The organism is Vibrio sp. ABG19 (assembly GCF_029962385.1).
GTDB lineage: Bacteria > Pseudomonadota > Gammaproteobacteria > Enterobacterales > Vibrionaceae > Vibrio > Vibrio ostreae.
Genome location: NZ_CP071708.1, coordinates 154090 through 167314, shown reverse-complemented (window position 1 = coordinate 167314; position 13225 = coordinate 154090). Strand labels below are relative to the sequence as shown.

General features: G+C 46.5%; 13 protein-coding genes. 6 read left to right on the top strand and 7 right to left on the bottom strand.

The genetic code is table 11. The features are described from left to right. Positions 1 to 25: 25 nt before the first annotated feature. From J0X00_RS06820 to J0X00_RS06790, 7 genes are read right to left on the bottom strand one after another with little or no spacing between them, the layout of a single operon-like run. A complete protein-coding gene (locus J0X00_RS06820; protein ID WP_282477773.1) occupies positions 26 to 904 on the bottom strand; it encodes a type II secretion system F family protein in 879 nt (292 codons plus the stop codon). Beyond that, entirely contained in the window at positions 898 to 2157 is a 1260-nt protein-coding gene (locus tag J0X00_RS06815) for a CpaF family protein (protein ID WP_136482963.1), read from the bottom strand. Before J0X00_RS06815 ends, J0X00_RS06820 begins: the two co-directional genes overlap by 7 nt. Before the next feature lie 59 nt (positions 2158 to 2216). Next, positions 2217 to 3374 carry a pilus assembly protein N-terminal domain-containing protein gene (locus J0X00_RS06810; RefSeq protein ID WP_136483190.1) on the bottom strand — a complete coding sequence of 386 codons (1158 nt, stop codon included), beginning with the start codon at positions 3372 to 3374 and terminating at the stop codon, positions 2217 to 2219. A gap of 12 nt (positions 3375 to 3386) precedes the next feature. Then, entirely contained in the window at positions 3387 to 4307 is a 921-nt protein-coding gene (cpaB, locus tag J0X00_RS06805) for a Flp pilus assembly protein CpaB (protein WP_282477772.1), read from the bottom strand. A gap of 9 nt (positions 4308 to 4316) precedes the next feature. Beyond that, positions 4317 to 4862 carry a TadE family protein gene (locus J0X00_RS06800; RefSeq protein WP_282477771.1) on the bottom strand — a complete coding sequence of 182 codons (546 nt, stop codon included), beginning with the start codon at positions 4860 to 4862 and terminating at the stop codon, positions 4317 to 4319. 2 nt (positions 4863 to 4864) lie between these two features. Next, on the bottom strand, positions 4865 to 5275 hold the full coding sequence (locus tag J0X00_RS06795; RefSeq protein ID WP_282477770.1) for a prepilin peptidase: 411 nt from the start codon (positions 5273 to 5275) through the stop codon (positions 4865 to 4867). 40 nt (positions 5276 to 5315) lie between these two features. Continuing rightward, positions 5316 to 5528, bottom strand: coding sequence for a Flp family type IVb pilin (locus tag J0X00_RS06790; protein ID WP_282477769.1), 213 nt, complete (start codon positions 5526 to 5528; stop codon positions 5316 to 5318). A 414-nt stretch (positions 5529 to 5942) separates the two neighbouring features. On the opposite strand from J0X00_RS06790, the gene J0X00_RS06785 reads away from it, so the two are divergent. The 6 genes from J0X00_RS06785 to msrQ all read left to right on the top strand — a co-directional run bounded on the left by J0X00_RS06785 (position 5943) and on the right by msrQ (position 13138). Further along, positions 5943 to 6518, top strand: coding sequence for a YfbU family protein (locus tag J0X00_RS06785; RefSeq protein WP_282477768.1), 576 nt, complete (start codon positions 5943 to 5945; stop codon positions 6516 to 6518). 15 nt (positions 6519 to 6533) lie between these two features. Continuing rightward, complete coding sequence (locus tag J0X00_RS06780) at positions 6534 to 7808, top strand: collagen-like triple helix repeat-containing protein (RefSeq protein ID WP_282477767.1); 1275 nt, start codon at positions 6534 to 6536, stop codon at positions 7806 to 7808. 63 nt (positions 7809 to 7871) lie between these two features. Next, positions 7872 to 9524 carry a POTRA domain-containing protein gene (locus J0X00_RS06775; protein ID WP_282477766.1) on the top strand — a complete coding sequence of 551 codons (1653 nt, stop codon included), beginning with the start codon at positions 7872 to 7874 and terminating at the stop codon, positions 9522 to 9524. Between the two features lie 253 nt (positions 9525 to 9777). Next, on the top strand, positions 9778 to 11070 hold the full coding sequence (locus J0X00_RS06770) for a PAS domain-containing methyl-accepting chemotaxis protein (RefSeq protein WP_282477765.1): 1293 nt from the start codon (positions 9778 to 9780) through the stop codon (positions 11068 to 11070). A 446-nt stretch (positions 11071 to 11516) separates the two neighbouring features. Next, positions 11517 to 12521, top strand: coding sequence for a protein-methionine-sulfoxide reductase catalytic subunit MsrP (msrP, locus tag J0X00_RS06765; RefSeq protein WP_282477764.1), 1005 nt, complete (start codon positions 11517 to 11519; stop codon positions 12519 to 12521). Next, positions 12512 to 13138 carry a protein-methionine-sulfoxide reductase heme-binding subunit MsrQ gene (msrQ, locus tag J0X00_RS06760; protein WP_282478273.1) on the top strand — a complete coding sequence of 209 codons (627 nt, stop codon included), beginning with the start codon at positions 12512 to 12514 and terminating at the stop codon, positions 13136 to 13138. The genes msrP and msrQ overlap by 10 nt, the downstream gene beginning before the upstream one ends. Positions 13139 to 13225: the final 87 nt, after the last annotated feature.

Below are 13225 nucleotides of genomic sequence, written 5' to 3'. Positions count from 1 at the left end.
CTTGGCTGTAGACATTTCACATTGGCTATAAACTACGAAACATTCGCCAGATCACGACGATGCCCGATAGCTGCAGGACGATACCAAACAGTAACGCCTGACGACCTGTCTCTGAGTACCACATATTGATCAACAGCTCTGGGTTCTGCGTCAGCATGTAGGCACTGACCAATACTGGCGCGGATCCGATAACCCAGGCTGTTATTCGGGTTTCTCCGGTGATCGATTTAAGCTCACGTCGGCTCAGATCTTGCTGCCTGAGCAATTTAACCAGGCTGTCGAGGGAGTCCGTAATACTGCCGCCGTATCGTGTATTGATGCTGAATATCGAGCCCAATAACCGCAATGCCGGAACGCCGGTAATCTGACTCTCTTTAATAAAAGCATGTTGTAATTCAATGCCTATTGCTCTGCGGTCATTGACGCGTTGCAGTACGTCTTTGAGCGGGCTGGTGGTCACTTTTGCTGACTGGTCTACCGCTTGTGGTACGGTCAATCCGACTTTGATACGGCGATGAACCTGATCGATAAAAGAGGGAAGTTGTTGTGTCAGGCGTAATCTCATTTTGGCTTTACGAAGGCGCGCCAAGAATGTAACGATCAAAAGACAGGTGACGAAACTGATCACAAAAGCCAGGCTACCAAACATTCGTCCCATGATGAAACTGACGCTAATGATGAGTAATAATAACAAGCCATTTTTGAACCATGACTGGCTAAATCCCATCTGCTGGGCTTTCTCTATTACGTACGCTTGCGGGCCTTCGTGACGTACTCTGGTTTCAAGTTCCGTTGTGTGACTTCCTTGCGTGGCCTGTTTCTTCTGGACGTGGGCGGCTAAGGCATAGCAAACACCGGCGACTGCCATGATTCCCAGACTCAGCAGCAGGTAGAGGTTTACCATAGTTGCTCCTCAAGCTTCATTTGCAGCTCATTGGTCGGGATGCCACTTGGCTTAAACGTCCTTTGTGTATATTCGTAAAGCTTATGAGTTTTGATATGTCCATCTTCAACCGCGCCGACTTCCACCACTTCTGAAACAATTCTTTTGCCATTCGGCAGGCGACTTATCTGTATCACCATGTCGACCGCGGATGAAACCACTTTTCGGATGAAGTTTTCACTGGAATTAAAACCGGTCAATGTCACCATCATTTCCAATCGGAGCAGGGCATCTCGTGGTGAGTTGGCATGTAAGGTGCTCATGGAGCCCAGATGTCCTGTGTTCATGGCTTGCAACATGTCCAGCACTTCACCGCCACGACTTTCGCCTAAAATGATACGGTCAGGTCGCATTCGCAGAGCATTTTTTACCAGCTCGCGCGCGGTCACTTCACCGCTGCCTTCCGAGTTTGGTGGTCTGGTTTCAAGACGCACGACATGGGTATTTCGCAACTGCAGTTCGGCTGCATCTTCAATGGTGACAACCCTTTCATGTGGCGAAATATATTGACTGAGAATATTTAACAACGTGGTTTTGCCTGATCCGGTCGCTCCGCTGATTAATATATTCAGGCGTGATGCAACACAGCGTTTCAAAAAAGCCAGCATGTCGGGTGACAGCGTGTCATTATCCAGAAGGTATTGTTCCGTTAAGCTATCCTGCTTGAACTTGCGCACCGAAAGGCAAGGACCATCCAGGGCCAGCGGCGGAATGATGGCGTTAATACGACTGCCGTCAGGAAGACGAGCATCAACCATTGGATTGGACTCATCTATCCGTCTGCCGAGCGGGGAGAGCATTTTTCTAATGACTCTGATAACGTGTTCGTCGTTGAGAAAGTGATGATCCACTTGTTCCAACAGGCCTTCGCGTTCGACGAACACCAGTTTCGGGCCATTGATAAGAATATCGTTGATCGATGGATCTTTGAGTAAGTTCTCGATCGGGCCATAACCTAGCATCTCATCGACTAACTCTGCGGCCAGCGTGTCGAGCGGCGTTGATTGGCTAATATGTTCTTTGATTAAATATCGCTGGATATACGTGATGACCGGCAGCATCAGGTTCTCGCGGCTATCAGAGGCGAGGCCAAACAGGACACCATCATCTTCCATTTGCTCGAGCACGTACTTATGTAAGTCGGCCTTTAATTCCAAATCTAAAGGCTGACAGACAGAATTTTTAAAGGCATTCAACCAGTTGATTGTCGTCATAAACGGCTCCTGAAGCTGCGTTAGCTGATTATTAGAAAGAGAATCAGCACGGGCCAAAGTTATTTAGAAAATCCTATGTCACTGGGAAGATCTTCTGGCTCTGCATGCATGAAGACCATCTTGAAAAAGTCCGGTTGGTAATTGCGGTAAATCTCTCCCGGTAGCGGTGGTAATGTGGTGCCTTTTGCAATCGGGCGTACCAAGTGGGGCGTCACGACCATCATCAGCTCTTTGTCATTTTTTTCCAGGCGACTGGAGCTGAAAAAGGCGCCAAGAATCGGGATGTCACCCAAGCCAGGAAAGCGGTCGGCATTTTTCATCGTAGTACTGCTGATCAATCCACTGATAATAAAGGTCTCTCCGTCACCAAGTTGCACCGTGGTGTCGGTGCGTCGTACGCTAATTCCGGGTACCTGAACACCGCCGGTACTGACGGAATTACTGTAATTGAGTTCACTGACTTCGGGGGCCACTTTCAACATGATGCGGTTGTCCTCCATCACGGTAGGAGACAAGTTCAACCTCACGCCAAATTCTTTGAAGTCGATGGAAATATCCCCATCATTGGAAGACCTCGGATACGGGAATTCACCGCCGGCTAAAAAGGTCGCGGTGTGCCCGGACAGGGTAACGAGGCTCGGTTCAGCCAAGGTGTAGGCGAAACCATTGGCATTCAGTGCGCTGATGGTCCCTAAAATCCCTTTTGATACATCGCCAATGACCACATTAAACGCATCACTCAGAGATAAAAAGTTGCTGCTGGAGGAGAGTTCCCCGCCAAATGAAGCGCCATTTAAAGCAGAGCTGCTGCCAATGCCAAATGTTGTATTGCCAGTTTGCCGGCCAAGGAAAAAACCTGCCTGTTTCAACGCGCTTTTACTGATTTCTACCACTTTAATGTCGGTTTGAACCTGAACATTATTGTAACTAACGGCAGTTGGCTGAACCTTGAGCATGTATTCTAACGGTGTGTCCTGAGTTGTGGTCCAGACGTTCAATGTCGTTGAACCGATCTGTTGACCGGTGAGTAATAGCGTTTTGTCGTTGAGTACAGTGAGTGAGACAATATCCGGTGTGGCGATAGCGGCTCGTTTCAGGTCACCTGTTGGGATGTGAATACTTTGCTGAGCATGCTCTTTAAGAATAATGGTTTCTGCCGCTTGAGAGACAAACGGTAACATGAGCAAAAATAATACAACCAGTCTGTGTAGGCTCATAGACAACATTCCTTATTGTTGAGGTACTTTCACGACAGAGCGCTCATTACCCTGAATGACTTCGACGTATCGGGTGCGCGTAGCGACACGTTGACGAGCGGGGTCGGGCTTAGATGATTTTTTAGTCTCTTTTTTCGGCGGCTCAAACTGTTTCAATTCTGCCACCAGTGTGTTTGTTGTGGTTGCACTGGGCTGGCGTGTTAATGAAACGGTTTGCAACAGTAACGCTGGATCCAAATCCTTGGATGGTTGCTCAAAAGCCAGTTCTTGGCTGCCTACTGCCGCGAGTCTGAGTTCACCGCTGCTATCGGCTAGCAAAATCGTCGGAGCCAGATCTTCCCGCACCGAAAGAACCACAGACTTGGCATGATTCTCGCGGTTATCACTGTCTGTGCCTAATTGAAGATCTCCCACTGCCAGTACTTTGAGACTGGAGGCGATTTTTCTCGATGTTGTACTGGTGCCAGATTCTCGATTTGGTTTGAGCAACAGCATCACATCCACATAATCACCTGGCTGAATGTAGCCTCCGACGGTTAAGACTTCACCCGCTTTGATCGCAATCGCTCTATGATGAGGCGGAAGGTCGTCGATGACTGGCCGGTCAGGGGCAAGCAGATCATCGGTTACGTAGTCGCCAACGTCTACGGATTGATTCAGGCGTCGGCCAACAACAAATTGTTTGTTCTGAATGTAGCGTTGGCTGTGTTGCGGAGTATTAACCTGTCTGAGCATCTCTGACGCGATCATCGTGCCTTGCTCAAGGGGCTGATCAAATACCCAGGCACTATATAAAGGGGCAGGCGATTGCGACGGCTGCGGCTTGGTTTTGGGGGCGGTCAGCAGACCAATAAGCACGACGATCAGCGCGATGGCGAAAAGAACGACAGACGCCAACTTTAGTGCTTTGACTTTGTTGTGGGTTAGATTCATAGCTGGCTCCTAGTTCAACTTAAGCACGGCAGTGCCGACAATCTGGTCGGGAAAAACGGAAGCCTCTCCAGGGAGCAGACCATCAATGATACCGATTGGTAGAAACGGGGTCGTTCGGTAGCCGTCGAGGACAATCGATACCTGACAGCAGACCTCAGAACCACCTGCGGGATCGGTTATGGTTGATACGCGTATCAGTTGCTCTGCCGCCGGCAACGTAATGCCAAACAATGTACCCGGACTATTTCCTTCCCCGTGGGTAAAGCCCTGGATAACCATCACCGCATTGTTTCGTATGGTGGGGGTCACTTGGTTGAGTACTTCATCGCCGGAGCAACTGTGGTAGCTGAAATAGCACTCCTCACTGACGAACGCCATTGACTGGCGAATGCTCTCTTTCGCCGCATGGTCGAATATGCTGGCCGCAAAGAAAATCATGCAATAGTGGATCACGGCAAACAGCAAAACGATAATAACGGGCAGCAGGCAAACCGTCTCAATGGCCACCGAGCCCGTTTGCCTTTTTAATTTTGTTATCGATTGCGACATATCCATTCCTACACACCCGTGACAAAATTGAATCCAATCGCGGTGATTGCGATGGCCGGAACAAAAGGGGCTTCGTTTTTCTTTCCAAAAAAAACGGTAAAATAAATCGTGAATATCGACAAGCAGACCAATAAAAATATTGCCATTACATCTATCGTTAATATAAAGGAAATTCCGAGTAATATTTTTCCGTCCGCGCCACCAAAACCAAACGCAACGTATCCAATAAAAACAATCAGAAACGTAAAAATGACGGAAAGCAGAACTTGGTGATTGAAAGTAAAGTTGCCTATTCCATAAAGAATTAAAGCGGGTGCCAGCATTAAAACCGCAATTAACAGTGCGGGCACCCGCTGGTTTTTTATATCGTAGGCACTAGCAATCAACAAGAGTCCGCAATAAGTCGCGAATAAACTCATTGAATCACCACGTTAGATGTTTATTGAACCGCCCTTAAATTTATGCAGTTGTAGGGAGCGCATTTTTGACGGTTTCTAACACGTCTTCAATGCGCGCTGCGATGTTATCATCACCTGTCGAAAACAGTGCGATCGCAATCGCCGCGATGGTGGCAATAATGGCGTATTCGATACCGGATGCGCCTTTATTGCAGTGTAGGAATGAGATGAGTGAGCACCACGCTTTGGTGGTTAAGTCTTTGAATAGAAACATAGTAACCTTCCTCAAACTGACGCTTAGATGATGAAATTCATCCTCGAGCACTTTTAGTTATTCTCAGAAGTTAAACAGTGTTGCACCGTTGCCTTCAACCTAATCGTAGTCAGGTTATATGAGTGATGATGAATATTTTTTGTGATTCAGATCACGAAACTAATAATGAATTTTGTTGCGTAAAACCTTGGGCATATTGACCATGAACTCACGGTGGTTATTAATTGATTTTAAGCTATTGATGAAAAATAAATTAGCCATATAACCACATTATAATTAATGTTTTAATACTAATTTCTCCATCCTGGTGGTGTTTTTTAATTTCTGGATCTTTGCGAAATCTTTATCATGATTATTATTAGTGTCGTATTTAGGCTGTTTGGATAATAGCTTTATTGTCACGGTGGTACAGATATGATTCTAAATAAAATAAAAGAAGTATTAGCAGCATTTTACAACGTCGACAGTGCTGGAAAACATACGGAGGGGATTTCTGAATTAAACTCTGTCTGGTTCAATGCGAGGTTTTTATATTTCTTTAAATATCATGGATTAGAACAATCTGACGACTCAGAGGAGCACGTATTGTATGAGAAGGATGCTATCAGTCCATACAAATACGTCCTTTTTGTTGTCGATGTTTTAGAGCTTTTTAGTTTACTTAACGCTTCATGGTACCGACTCTCAACAGAGCAAAAACAGCAACTGCATGATATTGAACATGCGTTTCGTGGTTTCTCCTCTGCCAAGGAGTCCAAGTATCTTGAAGCACTGAAAATTATCACGGTTGAAATGATGGTTTTCAGCGAGTTCTCGCACAATCAAAAATGTTCGCCGCTGAAACCTATGGTCGATCAATACCGGCGCATGCTTACCGTGTTTGAACTGATGGGGCGACCGATCCCGCTTAGTTACCCGCAGTTATGTCGATTATTGGCGGTGCTAGAAATTGGACCGGCGGCTAAACAAGGTCATAAGGAACGTATCTGAGTAAAGGAGGATACCATGACTGTTTTAAATAGAAATTCCATTTTTTCACTCCTGTCTTTGTTGGCTATGACGGCTTGCAGCGGCAGTGGATCAGGTTCGATGGCGTCAGGCGGTAGCGGCCAGGAAGTGACGGAAGATGACGTTGCAGTAAGTACGCAGTCGAGGAACATTGTGTCGGAAACGGGAAGCAGCGTGTCACAAAGTGAGTTAAGCACCACATTAGATACGTTAACCACCGGGTCCGGAGAGGTTCTGGTGAATCTCGGCGAGGTCGTCACGGCTCTTGGGGATGGCTTGCCACTCGGGACCACGGCGCTGGAAGTGGATGACGCTTATGTCACTAACACATTGCAAGGCGCAGCTAATGCAACGGAAAAACTGGGTACAACGGTGGTTTCTGCTGGTGATGCGGTCGCGCAACTCGACGCGTTACCTGTATTTGTTCAGCTTAACGAGCGCACTGGGTTATTGACTTATACTGGTATGACGGTCTCCGACTTAGGTGGCACAGTCGAGAATGTCGGGGGATGGCTGCAGTACCAAACCTCAGAGGAGGGCAGTTTGTATGGCCTTTCTGAACATCTTGGCGCGATGACAGCCCCGATTTTAGTTCAGGCAGGAGACATGATTGATCTTAAAGGCAACGCGTTGATCCTTTTTAATGATGTCGGTGACATCAAAACGACCTTGCCTAACTTCGTTTACGTTTCCGCGTCGACACTGACGAAAGGGACCGTTGCATTATTGATGGATACGCGAGGCACGGTTGAAGATGTTGGCCGGTTATTTGTCGGAGAAAATGGCCTGACTGCTCTGCTGACCAGCGAGTTGCAGAGAGATGACACCTTGTTGGCGAGCTTGAAAACAGGGCTTGAAGAGCGGTTGAATGCCAACCCGTTGTCTGACTTAGGTGATAATAATTTGCTTGCAGGAACTGGGTTATTTGCCGATGCAGACGGAAATCTCACACTGGTCTCTCAGCAATTGGGTGACATATTGAATCTGGAAACCGGATTAGTCGGATCTTTGGATTTGAGTTCAACGTTACTGAACTTTAATCAGCTTGATGGCTCATCAACGCCTCTGGCCAGTTTATTAGGCTCAACGGCACAAAGCTTACAGGACGTTATAGGCGGCTTAACGGGCTCTTCACTAAGTTCGCTGTCGTTCACCAATGTGACAGATAACATAACAGGCGACGATCAACAGGCATTGTCCGATGTCAGTGAGAAGAAAGGACTGCTGACCCATATTACAACCAACGTTTTGAAACCTATTTTGGGCCGGTAACCGTTTTTGTTTCGCTATAACAAGAGCCAGCAAATGTTGGCTCTTTATTTGATAAGGAAATCTATGTTGAGCAAAAAAAAGTCCTTTGTTGTTATTGCAGGCTTGTTTGTTAGCTGCCGCTGTTTGGCCGTGGAACCGCCGTTATTAGTCCAACCTGAACCGATGAGCAGAATGCAAGCCGAGTCTTCTCCAAACGTGAACCTGGATGAGATGCAGGGTGACGTGGAGGTACAAAGCTCAGATATTATTCAGTCGATCCATTTTGCAGGTGGTACATCGGTGCAGCTTGAGTTACTGGCGCTGGATGTGCAAGCTTTGCTAAATCAGCCCTACTCGGCAGATTTCGTCGGACGGGCGCTTGAGAAACTCACCGCGCGTTTCCATACTGCCGGCTATCCCTTGGCATTTGCAACCGTTAAACAAGACGGTTTTCGTGATGGTCGTTTAACCATCACTATTGTAGAAGGCTATGTGGTGCGAAGTGAACTAGACATAGCCGATGATGCCGTGAAGCAGGAAGTGCGTGCGATATTGCAACCTGTGATGAATGAGAATCCAGCGACCCAGGCATCATTAGAGCGTGCGATTCTGTTGATTAACAGAATCCCGGGCTACCAATTTGATATCGCACTGCCGAGACCCAAGACTATCTCCGGCGCTACGTCTATCCGTGTTATTGCCCGCGATAATTCCGTATTCGAGCCCTTTGTCGGTTATGCAATGCAGCAGGACTCCGATCGGAACTTTTCTCTAGGAGCGAGGATTAATGTGAATCGGATGTCAATCAATCGTGTGACTTTCATCGGATTAATTCCACGTGATAACAACAGTGATGAACAATATTATTCAGTGCGACTGGAGCACGATATTGGCAATAATGGAATGATCGGGCAACTGAGCGCCAGCTACTATACCGATAGTGAAGAGACGGCGATTGATGTCGAAGACGTAGAAGTAGCGGTTGAAAACAAACTCAAGCGGCGCAGCGTAGATTACTCTGTCTCTTACCCGATAATCTTAAGTCGGGCGACAGACTTGAGCTTGTCGTTGGGGGTGACTTATGAGAGTGAGGAACGCAATTATGATCTCTCCTTCAACGGTATCGCTTTGGGGGAGTTAAACGATAAGCTAGATTATGTCCTGAGCCGACTTTCGATTGATATGATTAAGCGTCTTGATAAGCTTAATTTCTCGCTGGGTTTGGGTATCAATCAAAATATTGGCAGCGCATTTAAGTATCGGAGTGACTTAGAGTCGGAAGACATCTACAACGACGATTTTACTTTTTACGACCTCCAGTTTTCCTCCTCTTATGAATTTATTGAGGATTACGTGTTGTCGCTCAGAGCTAACGGAATGTATGCAGACCAACGCATCGTCCCCTCACAACGTGTGAATTTCGGTGGGCTCAATTATGGTCGAGGTTATCCGGAAAGCACATTAGAGGGCGACAAAGGTTATGGCACAGAAGTGAAGTTGTTGCAACGCAACCAGCATGGTCAGTACTTTTTCAATCCATACATCACCTATGATCACGCGTACGCTGAGCAAGAAAATGCGGCTATGAGGTCAGATCGAATTTCGTCGGCAGCCGTTGGTGTCGAAGTTGGCTACGGAGCGAATTTGTATGTAGCGGTTGATTATGCCAAGCCATTAAAAGAGAGAGAAAACAGTAACGATTACGTTTACAACCTAAGCGTGAGTTGGCGACTCTAGTGGAATATCGCTCCGGTAAGCCAACAGGCTTGATATAGGCGTTGTCTGAATGGTTTTCACTGCTGCTATGCATTAGGCACTGATGCCAAGCTAAAGCATTCATTATCAAAATCATTCCCGGCTTAAGGTTTCTTTTATATGAATCAGCACCGGTTATATTTGTTGCCTATAGTTAGTAAGAGGTTGTACCTGAATGGAATCAGGGCAACGACAAACATCTCTGAACAGATACAGTGCGAATAGGGATCATGCTATGTGGTTAGGTCATAAACGAGCAGAAAAAAATACGACGTCTGATGTTGATACTAAGGCCCACCTTTTTGATGATATGAGTGCTATCAGTCAGCATTTAGCCATTGTTAACTACGATGCAGAGGGAAACATCATCGAGGCAAACCGACGGTTCTTAGATATGGTCGGGTCAGAGCTGTCTGACATCATGGGGAAAAATCAGCGTCAGTTTTGTGATGATTCTCCGCAAGCTTTGTCCGAGAATCAAGAATTGTGGCAACAGCTGGCGAATGGGAAAAGCCACAGCGGCACTTACAAGCGGAAAATTAAGCAAGATGTGGTATACCTCGACTGTACCTATGTTCCCGTTTTAGATGATTCAAAACAATTAGTGAAAGTCATCAACGTCTGCAAGAACATTACCCATGCACAAGAGGAATTTATTCATTTAAACGCCATTCTACAAGCGCTCAATGTGTCGTTGGCCGTGATTGAGTTTTCACCAGACGGAACGGTTCAGCATGCCAATGAAAACTTTTTGCGTGGTATGGGGTATTCATTAAATGAAGTGGTCGGCAAACATCACAAGATGTTTTGTTTTCCTGAGTTTTATCGTGATAACGCGGACTTTTGGCAACGTTTAGAAAGAGGTCAGCCTTTTAGCGGTAAGTTTCAACGTAAGGACAAGCAGGGCAATAGCCTTTGGCTGGAAGCGACCTATAACCCAATTGTAAACGAGAAAGGAAAAGTCTATCGGGTTATAAAATTCGCCTCGAATATTACCGACCGGGTGAATTTAGCCATGCAGGCGGTCGAGATGGCGGCATCAATTTCTGAGCAAACATCTCATATTACAGATTCAGCGGTTCAGGTCCTCAATGGTGCGGTTGAAACGGCTCATAATGTCGCCAATCGAGTTAAGGGTGCGAGTGCGCTGAGTCAGCAATTGCTGGAACAATCCAAAACCATTAACGGAATGGTGAACACGATTAACGGTATTGCCAGTCAAACCAACTTATTGGCATTAAATGCCGCGATAGAAGCTGCCCGCGCGGGTGACACTGGCAGAGGATTTGCGGTTGTGGCGGATGAAGTACGTCAATTAGCTTCCCGCACATCTGCTGCAACCGAGGAAATTACGGATGTGGTCGGTGAGAATGCCCGTCTTATTGCTGAAATGGAACATCACCTGATCTCGGTAAACCAAGTGGCATTAGAGGGGGAAGACAGCATGCACTCCGTATCTCATGGCTTGGAGGATGTCAGAGTCGGGGTCAGTCGCTTTGTTGGCATCGTAGAACAGTTGCGCGCTTAGTCACTCCGTCATAATTTTAGTTGACCACTACAATTTAGTTGACCACTACAAATAGACTAGCCAAACCAAACTCCATACGAGTTATCATCCATCATGTGTTCTAACCAAGAGCTGGCTGATTTGGCTGGCTCTTTTTGTTTGCTAAAACGCGTATCGATTACGTATTCCATCATCACTATCCCTTTTAAACGGCCTTTGATAACAACTGATGAGAGCGGTTGTTTATCTCATTCCTGCGCGTTGCTGTGATCCGGAGTGAATCATTCCATTTAAATCAAAGTATAAATAGGAACTAATCATTTATTTATTATTCACTTAGAGTAACAGTTGTAAACGATTGAAGATTTTCATGTTGTCCTGTGAAAGAAAATCGTTATACCAGCGGTCTGGTTCACAATGCGTGTTTCCATTTTTACAGCAGTGTGCATGACATTCGGAGGAAGATTATGTGGATAAAAAAGAATCATAGCTGGAACTTGCCTGAAAGCGAAGTAACGCCAGAATCGGTGTATAAGGAACGTCGCGATGTATTGAAAAAGCTTGGCATTGCTGTGGCCAGTATGCCTGTCGCAATGAATGCCCAAGCAGGCATTTTTGATCTCTTTTCGGCAACAGAAAAATCAGTGCCTGACCGTCGCATCGCGCTCTCGCCAACCAAACCGCAGCAGTATCAGGCAGATTTGTCGCTCACGCCAGAGAGCAAAGTGTTGTCGTACAATAATTTTTATGAATTTGGTACCAACAAATCCGATCCGGTCAATAACTCATCAGGGTTTGTCACTGACCCATGGACCGTTGAGATCGATGGCTTAGTCAATAACCCGGTAAAACTCGATTACGACGATATCTTGCGTAAATTTACCTTAGAAGAACGCATTTATCGATTACGCTGCGTTGAAGCCTGGTCGATGAACATTCCTTGGATAGGTTTTCCGTTAGCGGACATCATTAAGCTTGCTGACCCCAAAAGCACCGCCAAGTACGTCGCTTTTGAAACCCTCTATGATCCTAAACAATTTCCGGCTCAGAACTCTTTTAGCAGTATCGATTACCCGTATGTTGAGGGGCTCCGTCTCGATGAAGCGATGAATCCGCTCACACTGATTTCGGTTGGCTTATACGGCAAGACACTTGCTCCACAAAATGGCGCGCCACTGCGGCTTGTGGTGCCGTGGAAATACGGTTTCAAAAGCATCAAGTCGATTGTACGCATTCGCCTGACCGAACAAGAGCCGCCCACAACTTGGAATCGCTTAGCACCCGATGAATATGGCTTTTATGCCAATGTGAATCCGCAAGTCGACCACCCGCGCTGGAGCCAGGCAAGCGAGCGCTTTATTGGTGAAGGCAGTGTATTTAACTCCAGGAGACAGCCAACATTAATGTTCAATGGGTATGAAGAACAAGTCGCGTATCTGTACAAAAATATGGATCTGAGGAAATTCTATTGAGCAAGAGAAGACCGACAGCGATCATTGCCCTGAAAACCCTAATTCATATCGTTTCTTTGGGGTTCTTCGCGTTGCTCGTGATCGCTGTGAATAACAATACATTAGGTGGGGACCTTGTACAGAGTGTCATTCACTTCACGGGCATCAGTTCGCTGAATACCTTGCTTGTCACTCTGCTGGTGTCACCGATTGCGCGCTGGACAAAACAGGGCCAGCTGATGCGTGTCCGGCGTCTGTTGGGGCTGTACAGCTTTTTCTGGGCATTGCTCCACCTCATCGCATTCGCGACGCTCGACTTAGGGCTGGATGTGAGTTTACTGGCCTCTGAAATCGTTAAACGTCCTTACTTAACGGTAGGTGCGGCCGTATGGATTATTCTGTTTCTTCTCGCCGTCACTTCAACACATTCGATGCAACGTAAAATGGGCGCAAAATGGCAAAAGCTGCATAATTGGGTCTACCTCGCGACAATACTGGCAGTGGTACATTTTTATTGGTCGGTCAAATCAGAAGTGGCTGAGCCGATTATCTATATTGTCATTGCAAGCGGCATACTGTTAACGCGCTGGAAGGGCGTTAAGAAAAAGGTCCTCAGCTTATACAATAAATCTTTCTGACTATGTATAAAGGTAGAAAATTACCATGTAGATTTTGTGTCTAGATAGGGATTCTGCTTATTATTGGCGAGGAGGTTTATAATTTCC

Bases quoted from the DNA above. Each gene is read 5' to 3' on its own strand.
- J0X00_RS06820 (WP_282477773.1), bottom strand. From the start codon at position 904: ATGGTAAACCTCTACCTGCTGCTGAGTCTGGGAATCATGGCAGTCGCC.
- J0X00_RS06815 (WP_136482963.1), bottom strand. From the start codon at position 2,157: ATGACGACAATCAACTGGTTGAATGCCTTTAAAAATTCTGTCTGTCAG.
- J0X00_RS06810 (WP_136483190.1), bottom strand. From the start codon at position 3,374: ATGAGCCTACACAGACTGGTTGTATTATTTTTGCTCATGTTACCGTTT.
- cpaB (WP_282477772.1), bottom strand. From the start codon at position 4,307: ATGAATCTAACCCACAACAAAGTCAAAGCACTAAAGTTGGCGTCTGTC.
- J0X00_RS06800 (WP_282477771.1), bottom strand. From the start codon at position 4,862: ATGGATATGTCGCAATCGATAACAAAATTAAAAAGGCAAACGGGCTCG.
- J0X00_RS06795 (WP_282477770.1), bottom strand. From the start codon at position 5,275: ATGAGTTTATTCGCGACTTATTGCGGACTCTTGTTGATTGCTAGTGCC.
- J0X00_RS06790 (WP_282477769.1), bottom strand. From the start codon at position 5,528: ATGTTTCTATTCAAAGACTTAACCACCAAAGCGTGGTGCTCACTCATC.
- J0X00_RS06785 (WP_282477768.1), top strand. From the start codon at position 5,943: ATGATTCTAAATAAAATAAAAGAAGTATTAGCAGCATTTTACAACGTC.
- J0X00_RS06780 (WP_282477767.1), top strand. From the start codon at position 6,534: ATGACTGTTTTAAATAGAAATTCCATTTTTTCACTCCTGTCTTTGTTG.
- J0X00_RS06775 (WP_282477766.1), top strand. From the start codon at position 7,872: ATGTTGAGCAAAAAAAAGTCCTTTGTTGTTATTGCAGGCTTGTTTGTT.
- J0X00_RS06770 (WP_282477765.1), top strand. From the start codon at position 9,778: ATGTGGTTAGGTCATAAACGAGCAGAAAAAAATACGACGTCTGATGTT.
- msrP (WP_282477764.1), top strand. From the start codon at position 11,517: ATGTGGATAAAAAAGAATCATAGCTGGAACTTGCCTGAAAGCGAAGTA.